The organism is Saltatorellus ferox (genome assembly GCA_007751475.1).
Lineage (GTDB): Bacteria > Planctomycetota > UBA1135 > UBA1135.
The window spans coordinates 5432669-5458242 of the sequence record CP036434.1 but is presented as its reverse complement, the minus strand read 5'-3'; the positions used below and the strand labels follow the sequence as shown (position 1 = coordinate 5458242).

Annotated in this window: 18 protein-coding genes and 4 tRNA genes; 17 read left to right on the top strand and 5 right to left on the bottom strand. The window is 65.5% G+C overall.

The annotated features are described in order from the left end of the window. Nucleotides 1-19: 19 nt before the first annotated feature. Nucleotides 20-1054, bottom strand: coding sequence for a hypothetical protein (locus tag Poly30_RS19610; RefSeq protein ID WP_145201165.1), 1035 nt, complete (start codon nucleotides 1052-1054; stop codon nucleotides 20-22). Nucleotides 1055-1185: 131 nt separating this feature from the next. On the opposite strand from Poly30_RS19610, the gene Poly30_RS19605 reads away from it, so the two are divergent. Next, nucleotides 1186-1983, top strand: a complete 798-nt coding sequence (locus tag Poly30_RS19605) for a hypothetical protein (RefSeq protein ID WP_145201162.1) — start codon at nucleotides 1186-1188, stop codon at nucleotides 1981-1983. A 31-nt stretch (nucleotides 1984-2014) separates the two neighbouring features. Here the strand turns inward: Poly30_RS19605 and Poly30_RS19600 are convergent, their stop codons facing one another. The 4 genes from Poly30_RS19600 to Poly30_RS19585 form a co-directional block, all read right to left on the bottom strand. Continuing rightward, complete coding sequence (locus Poly30_RS19600; protein ID WP_145201159.1) at nucleotides 2015-4198, bottom strand: hypothetical protein; 2184 nt, start codon at nucleotides 4196-4198, stop codon at nucleotides 2015-2017. Nucleotides 4199-4240: 42 nt separating this feature from the next. After that, the gene (locus Poly30_RS19595) at nucleotides 4241-4480 is read right to left on the bottom strand and encodes a hypothetical protein (protein ID WP_145201156.1); all 240 of its coding nucleotides are present in this window, start codon (nucleotides 4478-4480) and stop codon (nucleotides 4241-4243) included. Between the two features lie 293 nt (nucleotides 4481-4773). Beyond that, on the bottom strand, nucleotides 4774-6585 hold the full coding sequence (locus Poly30_RS19590) for a sulfatase family protein (protein ID WP_145201153.1): 1812 nt from the start codon (nucleotides 6583-6585) through the stop codon (nucleotides 4774-4776). Nucleotides 6586-6595: 10 nt separating this feature from the next. Then, entirely contained in the window at nucleotides 6596-7801 is a 1206-nt protein-coding gene (locus Poly30_RS19585; RefSeq protein WP_419190397.1) for a S41 family peptidase, read from the bottom strand. Between the two features lie 223 nt (nucleotides 7802-8024). On the opposite strand from Poly30_RS19585, the gene Poly30_RS19580 reads away from it, so the two are divergent. From Poly30_RS19580 to rpoC, 16 genes are all read left to right on the top strand, one after another. Continuing rightward, nucleotides 8025-8615, top strand: a complete 591-nt coding sequence (locus Poly30_RS19580) for a response regulator (RefSeq protein WP_145201147.1) — start codon at nucleotides 8025-8027, stop codon at nucleotides 8613-8615. 48 nt (nucleotides 8616-8663) lie between these two features. Continuing rightward, entirely contained in the window at nucleotides 8664-9821 is a 1158-nt protein-coding gene (aroC, locus tag Poly30_RS19575) for a chorismate synthase (RefSeq protein ID WP_419190396.1), read from the top strand. 108 nt (nucleotides 9822-9929) lie between these two features. Next, nucleotides 9930-10005 (top strand) — tRNA-Thr (locus Poly30_RS19570). A gap of 311 nt (nucleotides 10006-10316) precedes the next feature. Continuing rightward, nucleotides 10317-10401 (top strand) — tRNA-Tyr (locus Poly30_RS19565). Nucleotides 10402-10511: 110 nt separating this feature from the next. Next, nucleotides 10512-10585: transfer RNA gene (locus tag Poly30_RS19560), tRNA-Gly, on the top strand. Nucleotides 10586-10687: 102 nt separating this feature from the next. Further along, a tRNA-Thr gene (locus tag Poly30_RS19555) sits at nucleotides 10688-10762 on the top strand. Nucleotides 10763-11047: 285 nt separating this feature from the next. Beyond that, nucleotides 11048-12253 (top strand): elongation factor Tu, encoded by a 1206-nt coding sequence (tuf, locus tag Poly30_RS19550; RefSeq protein WP_145201143.1) that lies wholly within the window; start codon nucleotides 11048-11050, stop codon nucleotides 12251-12253. Nucleotides 12254-12509: 256 nt separating this feature from the next. Then, nucleotides 12510-12668: a 50S ribosomal protein L33 gene (gene rpmG, locus Poly30_RS19545; RefSeq protein WP_145201140.1), complete on the top strand. Its 159-nt coding sequence runs from the start codon at nucleotides 12510-12512 to the stop codon at nucleotides 12666-12668. A gap of 174 nt (nucleotides 12669-12842) precedes the next feature. Then, a complete protein-coding gene (secE, locus tag Poly30_RS19540; protein WP_419190395.1) occupies nucleotides 12843-13241 on the top strand; it encodes a preprotein translocase subunit SecE in 399 nt (132 codons plus the stop codon). A gap of 4 nt (nucleotides 13242-13245) precedes the next feature. Continuing rightward, nucleotides 13246-13800 (top strand): transcription termination/antitermination protein NusG, encoded by a 555-nt coding sequence (nusG, locus tag Poly30_RS19535; protein WP_145201134.1) that lies wholly within the window; start codon nucleotides 13246-13248, stop codon nucleotides 13798-13800. Between the two features lie 203 nt (nucleotides 13801-14003). After that, entirely contained in the window at nucleotides 14004-14429 is a 426-nt protein-coding gene (rplK, locus tag Poly30_RS19530; protein WP_145206288.1) for a 50S ribosomal protein L11, read from the top strand. A 4-nt stretch (nucleotides 14430-14433) separates the two neighbouring features. Continuing rightward, nucleotides 14434-15120: a 50S ribosomal protein L1 gene (gene rplA / locus Poly30_RS19525; RefSeq protein ID WP_145201131.1), complete on the top strand. Its 687-nt coding sequence runs from the start codon at nucleotides 14434-14436 to the stop codon at nucleotides 15118-15120. Nucleotides 15121-15124: 4 nt separating this feature from the next. After that, nucleotides 15125-15655 carry a 50S ribosomal protein L10 gene (rplJ, locus tag Poly30_RS19520; RefSeq protein WP_145201128.1) on the top strand — a complete coding sequence of 177 codons (531 nt, stop codon included), beginning with the start codon at nucleotides 15125-15127 and terminating at the stop codon, nucleotides 15653-15655. 195 nt (nucleotides 15656-15850) lie between these two features. After that, nucleotides 15851-16249, top strand: a complete 399-nt coding sequence (gene rplL / locus Poly30_RS19515) for a 50S ribosomal protein L7/L12 (RefSeq protein WP_145201125.1) — start codon at nucleotides 15851-15853, stop codon at nucleotides 16247-16249. Nucleotides 16250-17162: 913 nt separating this feature from the next. Then, nucleotides 17163-20900 carry a DNA-directed RNA polymerase subunit beta gene (gene rpoB / locus Poly30_RS19510; RefSeq protein ID WP_145201122.1) on the top strand — a complete coding sequence of 1246 codons (3738 nt, stop codon included), beginning with the start codon at nucleotides 17163-17165 and terminating at the stop codon, nucleotides 20898-20900. Nucleotides 20901-21101: 201 nt separating this feature from the next. Then, nucleotides 21102-25496 carry a DNA-directed RNA polymerase subunit beta' gene (rpoC, locus tag Poly30_RS19505; RefSeq protein ID WP_419190394.1) on the top strand — a complete coding sequence of 1465 codons (4395 nt, stop codon included), beginning with the start codon at nucleotides 21102-21104 and terminating at the stop codon, nucleotides 25494-25496. Nucleotides 25497-25574 lie beyond the last annotated feature (78 nt).

Genomic DNA, 25574 nt, shown 5'->3' with positions numbered 1-25574 from the left:
GAAACGTCCGCCGAGTCGATCAGAAGTTCACCTGAAGGCCGTCGGTGAAGTTCGACGTCGCCGAGCCACCGACGGCGTCGCGGTACCACGCCTGGAAGTTCCACGTGTCGCCCGCGACGACCGAAACGAAGCCGTTCGGCTGGGGCACGAGCGTCAGGTCGAGGGGCAGCTCGATGCGGCCGCCAAGACCCGCCTGCTTGATCTGTCCCGGGCCGACGTAGCGGCCGACCGCGCCGCCGACGCACAGGTTCCCCTGGCTACCCGCCGGGTTCATGATGAACCCCTGCGCTCGGCTGGTGATGAAGAACGCGAAGGCGAAGGGCGGTAGATCGCTCGCGCCCAGCGTCAGGTCATTGTCCGCGACAGCCGTCGACCCCGCGCCGTCGATGGTCGCGACCGAGCCGGTGGAGTTCGGGTTCGCCATGCAGTAGTTCGCGCCGACGGCGTCCGAGACCGTGCCGTTCAGGATCAGGCCGGTCCCGCCCGCGTTCGTGCTGAGGAGATCCACCCAGTCCGCGCCCGCGATGGGGGCGTCGTAGAAGTACACGCGGAACTCCACGAGCCCGAGGGTGGGGGCCAGCCCGCTCAGGTCGAAGTCGATCTGTTGATCCCCCTGCTCGCTGATCCCCAGGACCACGGCGGCGTCGGTCATGAAGTTGTCGAGGCTCGTTCGCACGGCCGCCGCGCGGTTGCCGTCGCTCACGTAGGAGCGCCGGCTGTAGGTCAGCGAGGTGAAGGTCATCTCCGCGGGAGCCTCCACGCTGAAGCTGAGGTACTGGGTGAGATCGATCGTGGGGGAGGCCATCCCGATCTGGCCGACGGGCCACACGTCCGTGTTGCCCCAGCCGCCGAAGCCCGTCTGGACGAGTTCGGTCGGCGTGACCTGGGGGGCCACGATCGCGGGAAAGAGCGGATTCCCCGAGCCCTGGGTGCCGACAGGGTCGAATTGCACCAGGACCTGGGCGCTGGCCTGGCCTCCCAAGAGGCTGCCGAGGATGCTGCCGAGGATCAGGAGAGCCGAGGGATTGGAAAAGAGGCGCGGGAGCAGGTTCATGGGGATCGGAAGGTGAGAGGGGCCCGAGGAGTGCCTCACCAGAGGAGCACGGGGTGGGCAGAACCGCAAGCGCGGGGGTTTTGGCCCCTTGGTTCCTCAGGTTCCTCGGGGATCCTTTCGATACGTCTCCCATGGAGGAGCAGGAGTTTCCGAGCCGAGCAAGCGAGGTCGTCGCCGTCGAGGCGTCCCCGCGGCTTCGTGACGTGCCACGGCCCGCACGGGGCTTCCGGAGCGGACCCATGGCGGCGGTCGTGGCCACCGTGGCCATCGTGGCTGCCACGGCTCTGCCAGGGCCCCCAAGGCTCACCCCGGCGCCCGTGACGCCGTCGCCGATCGTCCTATCGCTCGCGCCCGAGGTCATGCCGGACCTGGAGACGGTGGGGACCCTCAGTCTCGGGGGGGCGCTGACTCGCTTTTCCCTCGACACCCAGGGCGACGGTCCGGTCTGGGCGGAACGCGAGGACGGCAGCGCCGCGCTGAGCGTGCGACTCGTTGCGGACGAAGATCCTGCGACGTACCTGGAGGGCATCCTCGACTTTCGCCACCGCTCTTCGGCGGAGGCGCTGAGAGGCGGCTCCGCGGAGCTGTTCTCGGCGAGCGTCTCCGACTTCCCGGGCTTCTCGCCCACGCTACGCGTCGTAGGAGGGGAGCCCTACGTGGACGTCTACGGATCGCTGGCGGGCTTGCTCGTCGGTGGAGGCGCGCTGGAAGGCACGTCGGTCGAGATCCGCAACGTGCCGGGTACGCTGGTTCGCCGCGGAGCGTGGGGGAGCGCGCTCAAGGGCCGTGCGCTGAACTATGGCGACACGGTCTTCGCGCGCGTCGTCTGGCTTCGCGAGGCGCGCGGCGGCTCCATGGCCATCGACGATGCAGGCGAAGGAAGCCTTGGATTGAGCCTGGTGGCCAGCCACGGCGCGTCCACTCGCTGACGCGTCGTTCGCCGGCCACTCCTGGACGGCGTCAGCGCTCGAAGGCTCCGAGATCGACGATCCTGGACTGACCGACTCCCACGTTCGGTGCGCCGGCGTCGTCCTTGATCCTGAAGTCGCCGTCGAGGTCCTGGGTCAGCCCGGCTGGGACGAACGTGTTGTCGCCCGCATCGAGAAGAGGTGAGTCCGCCGCGAGCCGATAGTCACCGGCACCGACGAACCGCGGATCGGCCGACGTGTTCATGGACCAGCCTGGCTGATCGAACGTCAAGCGATTGCGCTCGATCGTGATTCCGAAGGTCGACTCGACTCGAAGATCAAGGACCTCGCCGCTCGGGATGGTGTTGTTCCAGAAGATGCAGTTGGCCACGGTCGTCCTGGCACCGACGGTGACGCACGACTGGAAGGTCACATTGGCCAGCAAGCGATTGTCGGCGAACGTGCAGTCGAGGATCTCGGTATCGCACTGGCTCGAGCCCTCAGCGGTGACCGCAACGGCTCTCGATGGGCCGAAGTACATGGTCTTGGTGTTGCGTGCGAAGAGGCAGCCGTGCAGTTCGAGACGGTTGCGGAACTGCTCCGCCACGATCGCGCTCTTCTGGGCCGAGCGGTTGTCGGCGAAGACGCAGTCCTGGAAGGTAAGAACATCCACGTCCCCTGATGACGTGGAGGAGTAGAGGGCCACGCTCGGAGAGAGGCCCATCCCCAGGTTGTCCTTGAACACGCAGCGTGAGAAGCGCGCATGGCCGCGCACCTCGAGCGCTCCGCTTCCGTTGGCGCCCCGGATGGTGAAGCCGTCCATGAGGAACGAGTCGATCTCGTAGGCTGCCCCCTGGAGGACCTGCGCGGAGTTGTCGCTGAATCCGCCGAAGTTCGGCAGATCGTTTCCGTTCAGATCCCCGTCGAGTACCGTCACGTGAGTCAGCGGATTGCGCTCGGACTCGCTGGCTTCCGAGCCGCTGAATCCACCGAGGATTCGCCAGCCTGTGCCAATCGGGAAGGTTGCGTCGGCGTCGCCGCCGGGTGGCGCCGGGGAGTACGCGCCCGCCTTGACCCAGACCGTCACAGGGCTTTCGCCAGTCGACAGCGGGAGCACCGCAAGGACGTCCGCCAGGCTGGACGCGGCCATGGCCCAGGAGCTGCCATCGCCACCGGGAGCGGCGTCGGCAGCCACGTGGACCACGTCGCCCGACGTGGGAGCCAGCACGCCGCCGCCGTGGGTGGTGACCGCGTGGACGCGGCTCAGGCGCAGCCCGTTCGGCCCGGTTCGGAAGCCCGACTGGATCCCGTAGGTACGCGCCACACCCGCGGGCTCGGCAGGCAGGACGAGGCTCGTCTCCAGGATGCCCGTGGAAGGTACGACGCCGAGGTCGAAGGTCAGCGCCGCATCGAAGCCGCGCAGTCCGAGGATCCCCGCGCTGCCCAGCGCGCGGAACCCGGCTTGTTCGGAGGCCCAGGCGGTCACGGTCTCACCGGGGACACCGGTGAGTCGCACGGGGACGACCGTGCCCAGCGCTGGATCGCTCTCCGTTCGCACGATGTCCGGTCCTTCGAGGCTGCGCAGGCGCCCGGGGAACAGATGCTCGACTCCGATCAGCGGAGGCCCGTCAGCGCCTGGCACGTTCGTTCCAGCTGCGTAGGGAATCCCTCCTTCACCGCCTTGCATGATGGAGTCGAGGCGCATCAGAATCGAGCCCGGCTGAACCCTGACGCCTGGGCCACCATCTCCTCCTTCGAGGACGCCGCAGCCCGAGTGGCAGTTGAGCTCGAAGCCCCTTCCTCCCGTCAATTCGCTTCCCTCGACCCAGGCGACGCTCCGAGAGAAGAGTCGGACGGCCGCTCCGCCCGGAGGCGTGTCCGTGATGGAGGTATACGCAACCGTCCCGCCGGCCGCTCCCCCAATCACCTTGCAGCCGTCGAGCGTCACTCGCGATGCAATCGTGGAGAGCGCCGTTTCACCGGCCTCGAACACCGTGGACGTGACATCGGATCCTACGCCTCCTGTGATTTCGCAGTTCGCGAAGCGGACGTCCAGCGACCCGAACACCTGCGCGGAGGCCAGGCCATCCGCGCCTCGATCCTGGGTGATGTCACAGTCCTGTACGTGAACGGAGCCCTGGCAGGAGTCGACGCGGAAGACCGGGACGTCGGCCGCACCGGTGCCATGCAGATGAAGGCCGCGGAGAGTCACGACCTCGTCGACGTCGAGGCCCACGATCCGGAGGTCGCCGACCCGGACTCGGATCTCACCAGCCGCTCAAATCGTGAGCGCTTTGCCATCGATGGTGCAGCCAGGCTGGCTCGAGGCCGGATCGAGCTGCGGCCTGAGAAGGATCACGTCCCCGGAGGAAGCCGCATCCACGGCTTCCTGGAGGCTGGTGAAAGGCGCTGAACCCTCCACGTCGACGACGAGGAACTCGCCGCGCGGGGAGATCAGGGGAGCGGCGAACGCAGGAGCAGCGGCGAGAAGCCAGAGGAGTGCGGGGGGAATCTTCATACAGGACAAGACCCCGGGTTCTGGAACCTGTCTCAAGAATCGTCGTTCTTTGGGTCTTTGGAGGAATCCGTGGGACGGAAGCGCCTCAGTGACATGACTGACCAGGGCTTTGGGGGGGCTGCCGGGAGGTCGGGCGGCTACCAATACAACCAAGGAAGCGGATTCAGCTCGAGACCCAGCGCTCCTCGTTCGCCGCATGGCTGAAGGGCTTCAGCCCCGCGGATGCTGCTGAAGAACCCGACACGTCGGTGCTTCCGGGAGACGGCAGGCGCGGAGGCTCCGTGGGAACCGGCTCAACGGTCGTCCGCGGAATACCCGAGCTTCCTGAGTTCGCGGTAGGTCTCTCGCGAGAGGTGGCGTTGGCTTTCCGCGTCCAGGGCGCCTCCATCGGCTCGGATTCGCAGTCGCACGGACGCTTGCCAGCGGGTCAGGTCCTCGATGAGCTCGTCCACTTTTCCGGCCGCCTCTTCGGGCGTCTTGGCCGCCAAGTCGACCGCCTCCTCGGGATCGCTCGAAATGCGATACAGCTCGATGGAACCCGGAAGCGCCTCGCTCGCGAAGTGGATCGCCTCGGAGCGTGGATCGCGCGCGGCGTCGACGCGTAGGTGCAGCTTCCACTCGCCTTTTCTGATGGAGAAGAGGTGCGCGCCGTGCGCGTGGAAGCGCGTGCTCACCTGAACTCGATCCTCGGGGACGGCTCCGAGCAGCGACGCTCCGGCCGCGCCGGGAAGCGGCGGGAGGCCAGCCGCTTCCAGCAGCGTGGGCGTCACGTCGATCAGCTGCGCAGGCGCGTGGCTGACGGATACTCCGTGACCTGGTAGCCGCAGGAAGAGCGGGACGTGGACGAGTTCCTCGTACAGGGTGTGGGAGTGGTGCAGCGCACCGTGGTCGCCGAACTCCTCGCCGTGGTCCGCGGTGATCGCGATGAGCGTTCGCTCGCCCTCGGGATCGCGGGCTGCGAGGAGTTCGAAGAGGGACGCCAGCCACCCGTCCATCGCCGCGACCTCGGTCAGGTAGATCGTTTCCAGCCATTGGAAGTCCGGCTCGCCGAGGTCGTGGGCGCCGGGGATCTCTCCAGCTCGGATGAAGTCCGCGCTGATCGTGGCGCCGAGCCTCTCGCGCGACGCCGGATCGATGGTGCGGCCGAGGCGCTCCAGGTACTCCGGCCGTAGCTCGTAGGGACCATGGGGTTCGAAGAGGTGCACGTGCAGTAGCGCGGGCCGGGCGTCCTTCGGGTTCTCGAGCCAGCCTTCGATGCGGTCGAGATCCGTCCTTCGATCGAGATGCTCGTAGCCCACGGAGATCCCGAACTCGGGGCTCAGCCACGGGTTGTCGAGGAAGCCAGCGGTGCGGTAGCCGAGGCCGCGCAGGTGGGTCGCGAGCGTCGGCAGCCGCGGGTCGATCCACGGCGACGTCGAGATCGAATCGTGTTCGAGCGGCGTCCGCGACGTGAGCAGCGAGGCCATGGACGGATGCGTGAACGGGGCCTCCGCCGTCGTTCGTGGGAACGCGATCGAGCGGGACGCAAAGGCCTGCAGCGTCGGCGCGGCGGTGAGGAGCGCGTCGTACCTCGTCGTATCGAGGGTGATGAGGACGATGTCGGGGGCGTTCGCAGGTGCGTCGACCGCGTCGCCGGCGTGGAGCGGAGGAAGCGACCTGCGGTAGGGCTGCAGGTCTGCCGCGCGAAGGCCTAGCACGCCCGCAGCTGACGCGGCAGCCACCGCGAGCCAGGGGAGCGTGCGTCGACGGCGCGCGTCCAGCATCGCGTGGAGCAGCCACGGAATCGCGATGCAGGCGAGCGCGATGCATGCGCTGCGGCGTCGCGTGATGTCGGCGTCGAGTCCGTACCTGGCGAGGAGCACGAGTGCCGCGCCGAGCGTTCCGCCCCAGGCGCCGGACGTGCCCCGCCCGGAAGCGTGCATCACGCCGACGACCGTTCCGGCCGCTGCCACCCAGGTCAGCGCTCCGAAGCGTTCCGAAAGAAGACCCAGTGTGACGTCGCCGATGCCCGGCAAACGCATGATCCACGCGGACGCCAGCAGCACGCAGGCGCCCGCGCCGAGCGCGCGCAGCGCTCGCTGCCACGGGCCGATATCGCCCCTCACCACGAGGCGTTCAGTCCCTCGGCGGAACGTAGGTCACCGCCTTCTTCGGGAGCGGCGACTTCAGGAGTTCCTCGGCCCGCGCGATGCACGGGTCGATGCCCTCGGAGAGGAGCTTCGGGTCATACTCGACGATCTCGTCGGGCTCGATGCCGAGGCCCTCGACGCCCTTGCCACCGTTGAAGCGCTGCTTGTTCGACGCCACGACGAAGCGGATCGCGAACTTGCCGCTGGGCACCTCGACCTCGGCCTTGGAACCGGAGGCGCCGTGCGTCCCGCCGGGCCCGATGAGGTACGCGCGACCTTCTTCCTTGAGCTCGCCCACGATCGTCTCGGCGGCGGAGATCGTCGCCGGATCGATCAGAACGACGATCTGTCCGGTGTAAGGGTTGGGGCCAGCGCTCGACTCACCACCGAAGGTCTGCCCCTCGGGTACGAAGCGGCCGAGGACCGCGTCACGGTCGTAGCCGCCGCCCATGTTCGAGCGGAAGTCGAGGATCAGACCGCTGATCTCGCCGAGGCCCTTGATCGCCCCGTCCAGCGCCTCGTGAAGATCGCCCGGGACCTTCGCCACGAGGACATAGCCGACGCCGCTATCGACCTTGGCGTAGGCGACGTCCTTGCCGACGGGCTTCAGGTCCTTCGGGTAGACGACCGGGCCGTAGAGACGATCGCCCCCCGCCTTCGCGTGCCAGTTGAGCGTCTTCTTTTTCTTCTTCCGCTTGGGGTCCTTGAACTCGAACGATACCGACTTGCCCTCGGGCCCGGTCATGCCCCACGTACCTGCGATCCAGTGGGAAGCGCGCTTCGTCGAGAAGCTGTCCCTCGAGGTCAGGCGCGCCTCTGCGTTCTCCATCCAGTCCGCGGCCTTTTCGTCGTCGATCTTGACCACTTCCCAGCCCGCTTCGATGCCCGCTTTCGCCGCGTCACCGACCGCGCGCAGGACGTACCACTTGCCCTTGTGCTCGTAGACGTTCAGTCCACAGGGGGCTCGCGGACCCTCGCCGAAGCCTTTCATGTCGACCTCGACCTTGGTGAAGGTCGCGTGGCCGTCGTGGAGTTCGGCGATGAGCTGCGCGGCGAGGTCGACCAGCTCCTGATCCGTCTTGATCGTCTTGGCGCGGGCCTGGAATTCCTTCGTGACCTTCTTCCAGTCGATTCCCTTCGCCTTCAGCACGCGTTCGGCCTGCTCGCCGATCTGCTTCAGGAGATAGGTCATGTCGTCTTCGTATTCGGACGTGTCGACAGATGCGGTGCTCGATGTGCGTGGCGATCGCGGTGCAGGCTCCCCTTGGACGGGAGTGCTTGAGGTGAGCGGCAGGAGGCAGGCTGCGATCAGGAAGCAGGGGAAACTCTTCATGAAGGCACCCTAGCACGGGTTTGCCGGGCCAGCCACAGGATCGGCTTGGCATCGCGTGGGCCCTTGCCGTAGCCTCTGCGACATGGTTGAAACAGACGGATGCACCGGGGGCGGGGGTGCAGCAGCCACGCGGGGTAACCTCCTCCTGGTGGACAATGACTCCAAGATCGTCGAGCTGCTGTCCTGGTTCCTCGGGAACCAGGGCTTCACCGTGCGGGTGGCTGGCTCCTTCGCGGAAGCGCGTGAGCGGCTCGCCGAAGGCCGGCCCGACCTCGTGATCTCGGACGTCGACCTCGGCGTGGAGTCGGCCACGGTGGAGCTGCCCAAGCTCAGCGCGGAGGGTTTGCTGCCGCCGACCCTGGTGGTATCCGGATTCCTGGACGAACCCATTCGCCAGCTGCTCCTGCGCGTCCCCGAGGTGCTGGATTCGCTGCCCAAGCCCTTCGAGTTTCCTGAACTGGAAGCCAAGGTCGTCGCGTGTCTTGCGGGGGAGGTGCAGCGGTCGCTCGAATGGGCCCCGCGGGCGGTGCAGCCCTCCGGATTCACGGTGGAGTCCCGGCCAGAGTGCCAGTCGGAGCGCCTCTCGGCCACCGCCGCGGCGCCGTCCTACGTGCCAGCGCTGGAAGAGGACGATGACGACGAGGGCTGGATCGAGATCAGTCCCGGAGGTTAGGACCGCGGAATGGCCCTGGGAGCGCCCCGGCGACGTAGACTCCGTCCCGTGACCAGATTGACATGGCGAACAGCGGGTGAATCCCATGGGCCGACCCTGATCGGGATCCTCGAAGGCATTCCGGCGGGTCTCTCGCTCGATATCGAGCGGGTGAACGAGGATCTGGCGCGTCGCCAGCTCGGCTATGGCCGCGGCGGCCGCATGCGGATCGAAACCGATCGCGTCGGGATTCTCTCGGGCTGGAAAGGGGGCGTGACGATCGGCTCGCCGATCGCCTTCGAGGTCAAGAACAAGGACAGCGTGATCGAGAAGCTGCCCACGCCGACGAATCCGCGGCCCGGGCACGCGGACCTTGCGGGCTGCCAGAAGTGGGGGCACCGGGACCCGCGGGCGGTCCTCGAGCGCGCGAGCGCGAGGGAGACAGCGGCTCGGGTGGCGGCCGCCGGAATCGTGCGCCAGGTGCTGGAGGCCTTCGGGATCGAGGTTTTTGGCTACCTGACGGGGCTGGGCGGGATCGATTGCCGTCCCGATGGCTGGGAAGCGGCGGGGGAGCGGCGCTCCGAGATCCGGCAGGCGTCGGACTTCTTGAGCCTGGATCCGGAGGCGGATGAGGCCATGCGTCAGGCGGTGGATGCCGCGAAGGAGGCCAAGGACAGTCTCGGCGGGACGTTCGAAGTCCGCGCGGAGGGGCTGCCGCCCGGGCTCGGGAGCTGCGCCAGCGCACAGGAGCGCCTGACGGGTCGTCTGGGCGGGGCGCTCTTCTCGATTCCCGCCATCAAGGGGGTCGAGTTCGGCATCGGTTTCGACGTGGCGGCGCGGCGGGGCAGCGATGTGCACGATCCGATCGTGCCCAGCGGCGCTCCAGGGAACGCCTTCGCCCGGACCACCAACCGCTCCGGCGGACTCGAGGGGGGGATGACCACGGGCGAGCCGCTCTTGATCAGGGCGGCGATGAAACCGATCCCTTCCATCCGTATCGGCATGCCGACGGTCGATCTGCATACGGGCGAGGCCACCGTGGCGACCTACCAGCGCTCCGACGTGACGTCGGTGCCCGCCTGCAGCGTGGTGGGGGAGGCGATGGTGGCACTCGTGCTGGCGGAAGCGTTCCTCGATAAGTTCGGCGGGGACTCGATGGGGCAGGTCGGGGCGGCCCTCGATCACTACCGCGGGGAGCTCCAAAGCCTCGGGAAGCCCCTTGATTGAAGGTCCTCGGAAACTGCCGGGTTATTTTCTGCCTCGCCCCTTGACGTACGGGCGCCGCTCCCTATCCTCCTCCGCTCCAGACAGCGCATCCGCGCCAAAGGACTGCCCGCCAGTGTGGCTCAATTGGCAGAGCAGCTGATTTGTAATCAGCAGGTTGCGGGTTCGAGTCCCGCCGCTGGCTCCAATTTCGCCCCACAGGATGGGTGCCCTCTGGTTCGCTCCTCGCGGCTGGCCTGGCACTCTCGTCCCGTCCACAAGCGACGGGCCGATCGCTCACTCAAAACGCAAACCGACTAGAGGATGACTCGGGAGCACGAAGCTTCCCCGGTCAGGTCTCGGCTCCGCGCCTTGCAGGCGACCCCACAGGGTCGTCCGTCCAGGTCCCTGCGGCCCGGGTTCTGACAGGGCAAGGCACGTGCGCTTGCACCGGCTTTCTCGTCGGTCGTTCACACCGCAGGTTCGGAGCCCCCTCGGGGTCACGCGACTCTGCGGCGTGGGGGAATTCCCGAGCGGCCAAAGGGGTCAGACTGTAAATCTGATGGTTCTGCCTTCGCAGGTTCGAATCCTGCTTCCCCCACCATCTCCCTTCCGGATTCATGCCCGCGTCGATCGCGAGCCTCTTTCTGGGAAGGGCGATCGTCTCCCTGAACGACCTGCGAGAAGCCCCGGTTGCGTCTGAGTGCTGAATTTGCGGGTGTAGTTCAATGGTAGAACGGCAGCCTTCCAAGCTGCACACGGGGGTTCGATTCCCCCCACCCGCTCCATCCTCCACGTCTGGCTCCCACTCTGGCTCTTCGCCCTTCATCGGGCAGTGGCTCGAGCTCAGTCCGACGTTGTCCGTCGCGGTGCTTCGTGCCGCGCAAATCGCTGCTGTAGCTCAGTGGTAGAGCACTTCCTTGGTAAGGAAGAGGTCACGGGTTCAAGTCCCGTCAGCAGCTCCACACCCCAATCAAGCGGAAGGCACTTGTCGTGCCTTTCGTTCGTTCGCTCCTGAGCGGACGTCGTTCCCCGGACCCTCCTTCGCTGAAGGGGCCGGAGCGCGGCGCCCTCGCCCGGGGGCTTCTCTTTTCAATCCCATCGCCCGCATCGCTTCGGCGTCTACCTGATTGTTGGTAGGCGTGGGGGAGGTGCATCTGACTCCGCAACCAGGCGCACATCGCGCCGACCCTGCGGGGCCGCATTCTCGCGGTTACGCCGCGGGGTCAACCTTCGACAAGAGACCAGTAATGGCTAAGGAAGTTTTCGAGAGGAAGAAGGATCACGTGAACGTCGGGACCATCGGTCACGTCGACCACGGGAAGACCACCCTCACCGCCTGTATTTGTCGCCACCAGTCTCAGAAGGGGCTTGCGAAGGCGATGAACTTCGACCAGATCGACAAGGCGCCCGAGGAGAAGGCACGAGGCATCACCATCTCGACGTCGCACGTCGAGTACGAGACGCCGAACCGCCACTACGCCCACGTCGACTGCCCGGGTCACGCGGACTACGTCAAGAACATGATCACGGGTGCCGCCCAGATGGACGGCGCGATCCTCGTGGTTTCCGCCGCTGACGGCCCGATGCCCCAGACCCGCGAGCACATCCTGCTTGCCCGTCAGGTCAACGTGCCCGCCATCGTCGTGTTCATGAACAAGGTCGACCAGGTCGACGACGAGGAACTCCTCGACCTCGTCGAGATGGAGATCCGCGAGCTTCTTTCGAAGTACGAGTTCCCGGGCGACGACATCCCGATCATCCGTGGTTCCGCTCTCGGTGCCGAGAACGCGCTCAACGCCGGCAAGCCGGTCGACGATCCCGCCTTCAAGTGCATCGACGAGCTCATGGAGGCCGTCGACAACTACATCCCGCTTCCCGAGCGTGACGTGGACAAGACCTTCCTCATGCCCGTCGAGGACGTGTTCTCGATCAAGGGTCGTGGTACGGTCGGCACGGGCCGCGTCGAGCGCGGCATCGTCCGCACGGGCGACCCGCTCGAGTTCGTCGGAATGCAGGAAGAGGTCGGAACCACGACCTGCACCGGCGTCGAGATGTTCCAGAAGACGCTCGACGAGGGTCGTGCCGGCGAGAACGTCGGTATCCTCCTCCGCGGTGTCGACAAGAACACCCTCAAGCGCGGCATGGTTCTCGCCAAGCCGGGCACCGTCAAGCCGCACACCGAGTTCGAGTGTGAGGTCTACGTGCTCAGCAAGGAAGAGGGTGGCCGTCACACGCCGTTCTTCTCCGGCTACCGCCCGCAGTTCTACTTCCGCACGACGGACGTGACCGGAACGGCCGACCTCATCGGCGCTGAGATGTGCATGCCTGGCGACAACGTCAAGCTGACCGTCAAGCTGATGACCCAGGTCGCCATGGACGAGCAGCTCCGCTTCGCCATCCGTGAGGGTGGCCGCACCGTCGGTGCAGGCGTTGTGACGAAGGTCATCAAGTGATCTTGCAGGGCGCCGATCTGGCCTCACCCGATACGGGGAGGTGAGGTCGGCGCCCGCGCTTGGTTCGCGCGGGCTCTGCCCCGCGGTCCGCACGCGGTGCCGAGGTGACTCGGGCGTCCGCACCCTTCCACGCTGATGGCCGGCTCTGCCGAGGTGATTCGCCTCCAGTGCTGCCGTCGGCGACCAGACCCAACCCCCTCGCCTCAGAAAAGGCTGCTCCGTTCCGGGGTGGCCAGAGGCACCCCAAGATCGTCCCATGAAGACCAAAGAACGCTACGTCTTCCTCGAGTGCACCGAGTGCCGCGAGCGCAACTACACGACGCACAAGCGTCTGAAGGCCGCGTACAAGCTCGAGAAGAAGAAGTTCTGCAACATGTGCCGCAAGCACACGTCGCACCGGGAAAAGAAGCTCTGACGACAGCCGGTTGAGCGCCCGGCCCTCCCGCATGGCGGTCCATACCGCCGCGGGGTCAGCCAAGTACCTCATCCGGACTTCGCCAAGACTTCCTCTCTCCACGACCCACACCGCAACTCACCCCACCTCACCTACACCATGGCATACCGCAAGGATCAAGGGCGCTTGGCGCGCATGGCGACATTCTGGTCGCTCGCTGTCCTGCTTGCCTACGGCTGCATTCGCATGCGGACCGAGCTTTCGGGCCTGTTCCCGGATTCGATGGGGAAGGGGATCGGTGGCATGACGCTGCCGCTGGTGGGCATGGAGCTGAGCCCGGCTCTCCTCCTGTCGATCGCGTCCTTCGTCATCGGGCTCTGGTTCCTGAACCGCACGCTCGAGAAGCCGAAGAACGCGGACCTGCTCATCGAGACCGAAGCCGAGCTTCGCAAGGTGACCTGGCCCACGCTCGATGAGACCATCGACGGTTCGATCGTCGTGATGGTGGTCGTGATCTTCTTGATGGTGTTCATGGCGAGCGCCGACTTCATCCTGGGTGAGGTCTTCACCCGCATCATCACGGGTCAGGCATAAGCGAATGGCGTACAAGTGGTACTTCCTTCGCTGCCAGTCGGGCCGCGAGAAGCGAATCAGGGACAACGCGATCCATCGGATCAAGATCGCCGGCGTCGACGACGTCGTGGCCCAGGTCTTGATGCCCTTCAAGATCGTCCAGGACATGAAGCGCGGCAAGAAGCGCACGGTGGAGGAGAAGCTGTACCCCGGCTACCTCATGGTCCAGGCTGATCTCGAGGGCGCCGACGAAACGCAGATCAACAAGGCACGCGCCACGCTCCGTGGCATCGACGGGCTCCGGGACTTCCTGGGGACCGGCGGCGAGCCCACTCCGATCTCTGAAGCAGAGGTCACTGAGATCCTCTCGCTCATGACGGATTCCGAAACGCGCCCTCAGGTGACGATCGGTCTCTCGAAGGGGGAGCAGGTCAAGATCAACACGGGGCCGTTCGACGGCTTCGATGGAACGGTAGAGGAAGTCAACGCTGACAAGGGCACGGTCCGGGTCATCGTCACGATCTTCGGACGCCCCACGCCCGTGGACCTCAAGTACTGGGAAGTGGACAGCGTCGCCTGATGCTGCTCACCCCGAGAAGGCCCGTTTCCCCGGGAACACCTGGTCCTCCTCGACTCGACCGAAAACAGCCCCATTCATTCACAAGGTGATCCGCCTGGAAGGAAGCTCCTTCCGCTGCGGTGAATCTCTCGACCAAAGACAGCGATAGCCACCCGCCACATTCAGTGGCACCACCACGGAAGCGGGGAATCACCCGAACCGATATGGCCAAAGAAATCACAGGCAAGATCAAACTGCAGTGCCCGGCCGGGCAGGCGACACCAGCGCCGCCGGTGGGTCCCGCCCTCGGTGCGAAAGGCGTCAACATCGCCGAGTTCGTCAAGCAGTTCAACGATCGCACGCGCGACCAGATGGGGATGACCATCCCCGTCGAGATCACGGTCTACAAGGACCGCTCGTTCGATTTCATTCTGAAGTCGCCCCCGGCGGCCGTGCTGCTCAAGAAAGCCGCTGGCGTCGAGAGTGGTGCGAGTGAAGTCGGCACCCAGATCGTCGGTACGGTGACGCGCGCTCAGATTGAAGAGATCGCGAAGATCAAGCTGGGCGACCTGAACGCCCGGGACATCGCTCACGCGAGCCTGATCATCGAAGGCACCGCACGTTCGGCTGGCATCAAGGTCGAGGGCTGATTCAATGGCAAAGCATAGTAAGCGCTTCCGCGAAGCAGTGGCCAAGGTAGACCGCTCCCAGAACTACTCGGCGAACGCCGCGTTCGATCTTCTGAAGAGCCTTCCCGCGCCCAAGTTCGACGAGACGGTGGAGATCGCCGTCCGCCTCGGCATCGACCCGCGCAAGACGGACCAGCTGGTCCGCGGTGCCGTGTCGCTTCCGAAGGGTCTCGGTAAGACCGTCAAGGTCGTCGTCTTCGCAGAAGGCGACAAGGCCGATGCGGCTCGCGAAGCGGGCGCCGACGAAGTGGGCTCCGACGATCTCGCTGCCAAGATCCAGGGTGGCTGGATGGACTTCGACGTCGTGATCGCCAGCCCCGACATGATGAAGCACGTCGGTAAGCTCGGTAAGGTGCTCGGCCCGCAGGGCAAGATGCCTTCGCCCAAGAGCGGCACGGTCACCCCGAACGTTGCGCAGGCAGTGGAGGAGTTCAAGGCTGGTAAGGTCGAGTTCCGTACCGACGCTGGCGGCAACATCCACGCGCCCCTCGGCAAGCGTTCGTTCTCCACGGACGACCTCGTCGAGAACATGACCGCGTTCATGACTCACCTCGCCGGTATGCGTCCGTCGGCCGTCAAAGGCACGTTCGTTCGCCGCGTGAGCGTTTCCACGACCATGGGCCCCGGCGCCTTCATCGAGTACGGAGGCTGATCCAATGCCGAACATCGTCAACAAAATGGTCGTTCGCGAACTCGAAGAGGAGTTCAAGGACGCCGAGGGCATGGTCCTCGTTTCTTTCGGCGGACTGACCGTCGAAGAGTCGGACGCCCTGCGCGGCCAGCTCGCTGAGAAGAACATCAGCTTCAAGATGGTGCGCAACAGCCTCGCGAGGCGCGTGCTGGCCGAGAAGAACCTGACGTTCCTGGACAAGTCCACGCTGAAAGGCAACACGGGAGTCGCGTACGGCGACGCCGAGGCTGCGATCAACGCGGCCAAGATCTTCGACGACAAGGCCGTCCGCAAGGCGGGCAAGGTCACGTTCAAGGGCGGAGTCCTCGAGGGCAACGCGCTGGACGCCCAGAGCGCCAAGGCGCTCGCGGATCTTCCTGATCGTGACACCCTGCACGCCATGCTGCTCGGGGTCATCTCCGGTCCGGCCCGCGGTCTCGCGACGGTCATCAACGCCGTCCCGAGCGGTGTCGCCCGAGTCATCCAAGCCCATGTGGACGAGGGTTCGGCCGAGTAGATCGTCAGATCGCCTCGACCGACTCCAACCCAAGTCCGCGCCGCTCGCGCTTCTTTCCCGGGTTCATGCCCGGGGGGAGCGCACTGGCGGCACCCCTTTTCCTTCCACGGCCCGCGCGCTCGTCGCGCAGGTCGATCTCGACCACCAAGTCAATTTTCAGACTGCCTAACGGCAAACCTCCCTAGGAATCCAACGATGTCCGAAGAAACCACCGTCGAGCTCGAGCCCGAGCTCCAGACCATTGCTGACAAGCTGGACGGCCTCACGCTCCTTCAGGCTTCGAAGCTCGTCAAGGCCCTCGAAGAGAAGTGGGGCGTCAGCGCCGCTGCCCCCGCTGGCGGCATGATGATGGCTGCTCCGGCCGCCGAAGCCGCTGAAGAGAAGACCGCGTTCAACGTGATCCTCGAGGCCGCTGGCGACAAGAAGATCCAGGTCATCAAGGAAGTCCGCGCCATCACCGGCCTGGGCCTCAAGGAAGCCAAGGAAATGGTCGACGGCGCTCCGAAGCCCGTCAAGGAAGGCGTCACCAAGGACGAGGCCGAAGAGCTCAAGAAGGCTCTCGAGGCTGCCGGCGCCACCGTCAAGATCGACTGATCAGGTTCCTCCGGGTGCCGTCGGGTCTCCAGGCTCCCATCGTGCTTCCCGTCGTTCGGCTCGTCCGATCGAAGGGAGAGGCCCGGTGTGGTTACCTGCGCCCCTGCGGAAGCCGGAGGTATCGGACGCTGTCTTGGCCATCGGCCGCGCAAACACGGACCTCCGGGTCGGTGGGGGAGTTCCAGAGGAATCTGGATCTTCCTAGCAAAGTTGATGCCGAAAGGGTTCCGCTCCAGGCCCGACGTTCCTATTCTTTGGGGCGTCGGGCTCCGTCATGGGGCCGACGAGCTATTCGCTTGACCGACAGGAACTCCCCGCACCGCACTTCGAATGTGACTCCCGAGCCAGCTCTGCTGTCCCGGGTATCTGCCTTTCTGGGCTTCTTTGGGCACTCTGATCCCCCTCGTGCCCTACGTAGTGGGTCTGGCCACCCCCCTCTGGACCCGCCCCGGGTCATCGGCCTCCCCAGGTCTTCGTCCGGTTCGTCCGTTCGCTGAACTCATTTGCCAGGCGCTTTCGGGCTTCGGATCCGCGGATTCGAGGCCGGTCCCCCCCCAACCTCCATCGGCTCACTGATCCCTGTCGCCTCGGTTTTCGACCGCGTCGGCTGGATCCGCCCCCCGGGCGCGCTTCGCCCTCCGCTCCAATTCGTTCTCGGCCTGCCCCGTCAAACGGCCAGGTCACTCTTGCCCTCCTGGATCGTCTGCTCCTCTCCGTCTCCTGTCCGCTCCGAAGAGTCCCCGCCGAGAGGCGAGGCGTTTCGGGATGGCCTGGGCCTGCGAGGATGTCCGCGACCCTTGCGCGCAGCCCCTGGACGCTCCTCCAAGCGCTCCACCGAGGGGGAGTCCGTTCTCGCCAGCGCCAGACGCGTCTGCCGGCGAAGCGCTCCCTCCCGAACCCGCTCTGATTGCACATGATCGTCAACCGCACCGGCCGCATGGTCGAGCAGTCGGCCGAAGTACGAAACTTCGGCCGGGTAAAAGAGATCGTTCCGCTGCCCAACCTGGTCGAGATTCAGACCAAGGCTTTTGAGGCATTCCTGGCTCCGGACCTCGCGTCCGGCGCTCGGGAGGCGCAGGGGCTCGAAGCCCTCCTGCGGGAGATCTTCCCGATCTACTCGTACGACCGCACGATGTGCCTCGAGTACGTCGGCTACGAACTCGGTCGTCCCCGCTACGACATCGACGAGTGCCGCAAGCTCCGCATGAGCTACGGCTACCCGTTCAAGGTGCGCTTGCGCCTCGTCAAGCCGGAGCCGGTGGAGGAAGAGGTCTACCTCGGCGAGATCCCGATCATGCTGGGTGGCGGCGAGTTCGTCATCAACGGCTCCGAGCGAGTCATCGTCAGCCAGCTCCACCGCTCCCCGGGCGTGGACTTCCTGATCGATGCGACGTCGACGGATCGTGATCTGCATTCGTGCTGGATCATCCCGGAGCGCGGTTCGTGGGTCGAGCTGAACGTCACCAAGAAGGAGGCGCTCAGCGTCCGCATCGACCAGAGCGGCAAGTTCAGCGCCGTGACGTTCCTGCGGGCCCTCGACGAGAGCCTTGGAACGGACCAGGCGCTCCTGCGCCAGTTCTACCCGACGAAGGTCGTCAAGAAGACGAAGTCGCAGACCGCGAACGCCTACGCGAAGAAGATCACCGACCGCATCGCGGTGGGTGACATCGTCGTGCTGAAGACCGGCGAGGTGCTTGTGCCCTCCGGCATGCCGATCCCGGAGACGGCAGCCCTCGAAATCGCGGGCGGGGACCTGGCCGAGGTCGAGGTGGTGGACGCGGATCCCCAGGACCTCGACATGCTCATCATCAACTCGCTCCATGACGAGCCGTCGGTGAAGAGCCACGAGGACGCCCTCGTCAAGATCTACGGGCGGTTGCGCCCCGGCAACCCGCCGCAGATCGAGAAGGCGCGTGAACTCTTCCACGAGAAGTTCTTCGACGTCCAGCGCTACCGCCTGGGCCGCGTCGGCCGCTTCCGCCTGAACCGTAAGTTCGATCAGGACAGCACCGAGAAGATCCAGGTCCTCAAGCCCGAGGACATCGTGAACTCGGTCAAGTACCTGATGGAGCTGCGCGCCGGCCGCGGCGAGATCGACGATATCGACAACCTCGGCAACCGCCGTGTGCGGACGATCGCCGAACTGGCGGGGGAGGAGTTCCGGAAGGGTCTTCTGAAGCTTCGTCGGACCGCCCAGGAGCGGATGAACCTGGAGGCGCCGGAGACGGTGTCGCCGCGGACGCTCATCAACTCCAAGACGTTCTCCAGCGCCGTCGACTACTTCTTCGGTCGCTCCGAGCTGAGCCAGGTCGTCGACCAGGCCAACCCGCTGAGCCAGCTCACCCACGAGCGCCGTCTTTCGGCCCTCGGCCCGGGTGGTCTCAACCGGAAGCGCGCGGGCTTCGACGTCCGCGACGTGCACCTGTCGCACTACGGCCGCCTCTGCCCGATCGAAACGCCGGAAGGCGCGAACATCGGTCTGATCTCGTCGCTCGCGATGTACGCGACCCTCGACGAGTACGGCTTCCTGACGACGCCTTACCGCCGCGTCGAGAACGGCGTGCTCACCGACAAGGTCGACTTCCTCCGCGCGGATGAAGAGACCGGCAAGGTGATGGCGCCGATCGACGTCGAACTCGACGAGAACAACAAGATTCTCTCGAAGCGCGTGCTGGCCCGTAAGGACGGCGACAACCTCGAGGTTCCGCCGACCGAGGTCGACTACGTCGACGTCTCGCCGAAGCAGATCATCGGCGTGTCCGCCGCGCTGATCCCGTTCCTCGAGCACGACGACGCCAACCGCGCGCTCATGGGATCGAACATGCAGCGCCAGGCAGTGCCGCTCCTGATCCCCGAGGTGCCGATCGTCGGCACCGGCATGGAGAAGGCGGTGGCCCAGAACTCGAACATGCCGATCTTCGCCAAGCGCGCCGGCGTCGTCGAATACGTGGACAGCCGCGTGATCATCGTCGGGGACGACGAGTATCACCAGCAGAAGTTCCGCGGCATGAACGAGCGCACGACGCAGAACCACCGTCCGGTGGTGCACGTCGGCGACGAGGTCGTCGAAGGCCAGCTGCTGGCCGACGGTGCATCGACCGAGGGCGGCGAACTCGCGCTCGGTAAGAACCTCCTCGTGGCGTTCATGACCTGGGACGGCTTCAACTACGAGGACGCTATCCTCGTGTCGGAGCGCCTCGTGAAGGACGACGTGTTCACGTCGATCCACATCGAGGAGTACGAGGTCGAGATCCGCGAGACCAAGCTCGGCAAGGAAGAGTTCACCCGGGACATCCCGAACGTGGGCGAGAAGGCGCTGGCCAACCTCGACGAGGGCGGCATCGTCCGGATCGGGACGTTCGTCGAGGCTGGCGACGTCCTCGTCGGTAAGGTCGCACCGAAGAGCAAGAGCGAGCTGACCCCCGAGGAGAAGCTGCTCCACGCCATCTTCGGTAAGGCCGGCGTCGACGTGAAGAACGCGTCGCTGACGATGCCCCCGGGCACGCGCGGCGTCGTGATCGACGCGCACAAGTTCTCGCGCCGCGTGAACCTGACGGACGCCGAGCGGACGAAGGCCCTGGGCGTCATCCGCGACGCCGAGAAGGAGTTCCTTCGCGCGCTCCGCGCCTACACGCGCCAGCTCCTGGACGACGTCCAGAGCACGCTGGGTCTCGTCATCGACGACGACCTCACCGGCAAGCCGTTCAACCTCGACGACACGTCGACGTACGACGAGCTTCGCCGCGTCAAGATCCTCTGCTTGGCGGCCTCCGAGGAGCACGACGACAAGAAGAAGCGCGACGAAGCTCTGCAGCTCATCCACGAGTTCCAGAACAAGATCGACAACAAGGAAGCCGAGAAGAACAAGATCGTGAACCGCCTCAGCCGCGGCGACGAACTTCCGACCGGCGTCCTCGAGATGGTCAAGGTCTACGTCGCCACCAAGCGGAACCTTTCCGTCGGCGACAAGATGGCTGGCCGTCACGGCAACAAGGGTGTGATCTCGAAGATCTGCCCGGTCGAGGACATGCCGTACCTCGAAGACGGTACTCCGGTCGACATCGTGCTGAACCCGCTCGGCGTTCCGTCACGAATGAACGTGGGGCAGATCCTCGAGACGCACCTCGGCATGGCGGCTGCCAAGCTGGACGTGCGCTGCGCGTGCCCGGCGTTCAACGGCGCCAAGGAAGAGGAGATCGAAGCTCTGCTGATCGAGGCGGACATGCCGACCACCGGCAAGTTCCAGCTCATGGATGGCCGCACCGGCGAGGCGTTCGAGCAGAACGTCACGGTGGGGGTCATGTACATGCTGAAGCTGCACCACCTCGTCGACGAGAAGGTCCACGCCCGTGCGACCGGTCCCTACAGCCTCATCACTCAGCAGCCCCTCGGCGGCAAGGCGCGCTTCGGCGGCCAGCGCTTCGGGGAGATGGAAGTGTGGGCGCTCGAGGCCTACGGCGCGGCGGCGATCCTTCAGGAGCAGCTGACCGTCAAGTCGGACGACGTCGATGGCCGGACCAAGATCTACGAGTCGATGGTCAAGGGTCTCAACATCCTCGAGCCGGGTACGCCCGTCTCCTTCGAAGTTCTCACGAACGAGATCCGTGGCCTCGGCCTCAACATGGAACTCCACAAGAAAGCCGTTCTGTGAGAGCGAGCGGGCAGCGACACGTCGCTGGCAGAACCGCTTCCTTGTCATCTCTCTGGCCCATCCGCTGACGCGGATGGAGCAGCCTGGGCCCCGCTTTCGGGACGCTGGATAGCTCCGGCCCAGGCCACACCGATCACTGATGCTCAGGCATCGGTCCCCGAGCGGGGCCCTTCACCGCTCGACCCCTTAGAGGAACGACCCATGACGCTTGCAGACGCCAAGTACAACCGCATCAACGACTACGGCAGCGTGACCATCGCGCTCGCCTCGCCCGAAGACATTCGGAGCTGGTCGTATGGCGAGGTCAAGAAGCCCGAGACCATCAACTACCGTACGTACCGCCCCGAGCGCGACGGACTTTTCTGCGAGCGCATCTTCGGCCCGGAAAAGGACTGGGAGTGCTCGTGCGGAAAGTACAAGGGCATCAAGCACAAGGGCATCGTCTGTGACAAGTGTGGCGTCATGGTCACGCACAGCCGGGTGCGCCGGAAGCGCATGGGCCACATCAACCTGGCCGCGCCGACCGCTCACATCTGGTTTTTCAAGGCCATGCCGAGCCGTCTCGGCAACCTCCTCGGCTGTAAGGTCGCGAGCCTCGAGCGCGTCATTTACTTCCAGGACTACATGGTCGTGGATCCGGGTGATACGCCCATGGAGCAGTTCCAGCTCCTGACGGAGGAGGAGTACCGCGCCGCCCGCGCGAAGTACGGCTCCGAGTTCGACGCCGACATGGGCGCCGAGGCCGTCAAGAAGATCCTGCGCACGCTGGACCTCGAGATGCTGTCCGAAGAGCTCCGCGAGGAGCTCAAGGCCACGCGTTCGAAGCAGCGCATGAAGGACATCACGAAGCGCCTCGGCACCGTCGAGATGCTCCGCGACTCCGGCAACGATCCCGAGTGGATGATCCTGGACGTGGTTCCGGTCATCCCGCCGGACCTGCGCCCGCTGGTTCTGCTCGACTCGGGTAACTTCGCGACCAGTGACCTCAACGACCTGTACCGCCGGCTGATCAACCGGAACAACCGCCTCAAGAAGCTTCTGGACCTGAACGCCCCCGAGGTGATCATCCGGAACGAGAAACGGATGCTCCAGCAAGCGGTCGACGCGCTGTTCGACAACGGCCGCTGCCGTCGTCCGGTGCTCGGTTCGTCGAACCGTCCGCTCAAGTCGCTGACGGACATGATCAAGGGCAAGCAGGGTCGCTTCCGCGAGAACCTGCTCGGCAAGCGCGTGGACTACTCCGCGCGTTCCGTGATCGTCGTCGGCCCCGAGCTTCGCCTGACCCAGTGCGGTCTGCCGAAGAAGGTGGCGCTGGAGCTCTTCCAGCCGTTCATCATCCGTCGCCTGAAGGAACTCGGCCAGGCCGACACCATCAAGTCGGCGAAGCGCATGCTGGAGCGTCGTGACGACGACGTCTGGGACATCCTGGAGGAGGTCATCCGCGACCACCCCGTGCTGCTCAACCGCGCGCCGACGCTGCACCGAATGGGCATCCAGGCGTTCGAGCCGAAGCTCATCGAGGGCAACGCCATCCGTCTGCACCCGCTCGTCTGCGGCGGCTTCAACGCCGACTTCGACGGCGACCAGATGGCCGTCCACCTGCCGCTCTCCTACGAAGCGCAGATCGAGGCGTCGACGCTGATGCTCTCGAGCAACAACGTCTTCTCGCCGTCGAACGGTTCGCCGATCATCTCGCCGTCCCAGGACATGGTGCTCGGGATCTTCTATCTGACGATGAACCCGATCAGCATGCCGGAGAAGCTGCAGACGTTCTCGTCGGAGTCGGAGCTGTTCCTGGCGTACGGCCACGGGCATGCCACGACCCAGAAGGCCGTGCGGGTGCGCTTCAAGGCGGGGTCGGCCATCAAGTTCGGCCGCGACGACGAGCCCGTCATGGTGAACAAAGACGGCAAGGCCGTCATGCCGGTCAAGGCGGACGAAACGCCGGGCGCTCCGGAGTACGTCGTGACGACGGTCGGCCGTGCGATCTTCAACGACATCCTTCCCGAGGGGATGCCGTTCTACAACTACGAGCTCAACAAGAAGGCGATCCAGGCGCTCATCAGTGACTGTCATCACCTTCTGGGCCGGGACGCGACGCTGCGCCTGCTCGATGACCTCAAGAACCTGGGGTTCAAGTCGTCGACGCGCGCCGGTCTTTCGTTCGGCAAGAACGACGTCCGGATCCCGGACAGCAAGGTGGCGATGCTCGCGGAGTCCGAGGCCGAGATCGACAAGATCGAGGCGAGCTTCAACAAGGGCGTCATCACCGATGGTGAGCGCTACCTGAAGATCATCGACCTCTGGACGGAGGCGCGCGAGAAGATCGGTGCCATCCTGATGGGGGAGCTGTCCCACGACATGAACGCCGAAACCGGCTACGTCAACCCGATCTACTGCATGGTGACGTCGGGCGCCCGTGGTTCCGTCGACCAGATCCGCCAGCTCGGTGGTATGCGCGGCCTGATGGCAAAGCCGTCCGGAAAGATCATCGAGACGCCGATCAAGGCCAACTTCCGTGAAGGCCTGAAGGTGCTCGAGTACTTCTCGTCCACCCACGGGGCGCGGAAGGGTCTGGCGGATACGGCGCTCAAGACAGCCGACGCCGGCTACCTGACGCGGAAGCTGACGGACGTCGCGCAGAACGTTGTGATCACGCAGGACGACTGCGGCACGATGGGCAGCACCACGAAGACGATCGTCTACAAGGGCGATCGCGTGGCGGTGAGCCTGGCCCAGGGGATCAAGGGTCGTATCGCCCGCGATACGATCATCGACCCGGTCACCGAGGAGATCCTCGTTCGCGAGAACGAGGTCATCACCGGCGACATCGCGATGGCGATCGAGGCCCACGGCCACGAGAAGATCCGCGTGCGAAGCCCGCTGACCTGCGAGGCGCCGCTCGGCGTCTGTGCGCGCTGCTACGGCATGGACCTCGCGAGGAATCAGCTGGTCGAGCGCGGTCTTGCCGTCGGTATCATCGCGGCGCAGTCGATCGGCGAGCCGGGTACCCAGCTCACGATGCGTACGTTCCACATCGGTGGTACGGCCTCGCGATCCATCGAGGACAGCGAGATCAAGATCAAGCGCGGCGGCAAGGTCCAGTACCACGCCCTGCGTGCCGTGACGAACAAGACCGGTGAGACGATCGTGCTCAACCGGAACGGTGAGATCCTGCTGCTGGACGACAAGGGCCGTGAAATCGATCGCTACTCGATCCCGACCGGATCGACGATCCTCGTGAAAGAGGGAGCCGAGATCGAGGCCGGTGAAGTCCTGTGCCGCTGGGACCCGCACCACGTTCCGATCATCACCGAGTTCGAGGGCAAGGTTCGCTACGAGGATCTCGTCGAGGGTAAGACGCTCAAGATCGAGCGTGACGCGCGTCGCAAGGCGGCCCGTCGCCAGGTGACCGAGCACAAGGGTGATCTTCACCCGCAGCTCGTCATCGAGGACAAGAACGGCGAGATGCTCGCGATCTACCCGATCCCGGAGAAGGCCTACATCGAGATCGATGACGGCACCAAGATCGGTCGTGGTGAACTCCTGGCGAAGTCGTCGCGTGAAGCGACGGGTACCCAGGACATCACCGGTGGTCTTCCGCGGGTGACCGAACTCTTCGAGGCGCGTCGTCCGAAGGAGCCCGCGGTGATGAGCGAGATCGACGGCGTCGTCGAACTCGGCGATCGCAAGCGCGGCAAGCGCACGGTCATCGTTCGTGCCCTCGGCGCGAACGGCGAGGTCATCGAGGAGCACGAGCACGCTGTGCCGCAGGGCAAGCACCTTCGCGTCCACAAGGGCGACGAGGTGCGAGCCGGCGAGCCGCTCGTCGACGGGCCGCTCTACCCGGAGGACATGCTTCGCATCAACGGCGAGGAGTCGGTGCAGGCCTACCTGCTCGGCGAGGTGCAGAACGTGTACCGCTCGCAGTCGGTGACGATCGATGACAAGCACATCGAGACGATCCTGTCGCAGATGATGCGCAAGGTGCAGGTCAACGAGCCGGGAGACTCGGAGTTCCTCCCGGGCGCCGTCGTCGACAAGTACAAGTTCCGCCGCGAGAACGAGCGACTCCGCAAGGACCGCCGCAAGCCCGCGACCGGACAGACGCTGCTCCTCGGTATCACGAAGGCATCGCTCTCCTCGGACTCGTTCATCTCGGCCGCGTCCTTCCAGGAGACGACCAAGGTGCTGACCGAGGCCGCCATCGGCGGCAAGCGCGACTACCTCGTGGGCCTCAAGGAGAACGTCATCCTCGGCCACATGGTTCCGACGGGCACGGGCTTCCGGGATCACTACCGGACCCGAGTCAAGAAGAACATCGACTTCGGCGAGATCGGCACGGGCACCGGTACGGTGTCCTTCGGGAGCGCAGGCGTCGACGACGCGATGGAAGACATGCTCTCGGTGGACGCCGCGGCGGCCGCCCTCGGGGTGGACCCCTCGCGCCTCTCGGGCGGGGGTATGGGCCTTCCGGTCTCGAACAAGGCGCTCGTGATCGACGACGATGACGAAGATGACTTCGACGACGAGGACGGCACCGCCGACGACTCGATGGGCGATTCGGCGGAGTCTGGCGCGGCCAGTGCCGGCTGAGCCGAGAGGCAGGTCGCCCCACCCGGCGACCTGCCGCTGCCTCGAAAAGTAGCCGCAAAGGCGGCCATAGACCCAGTT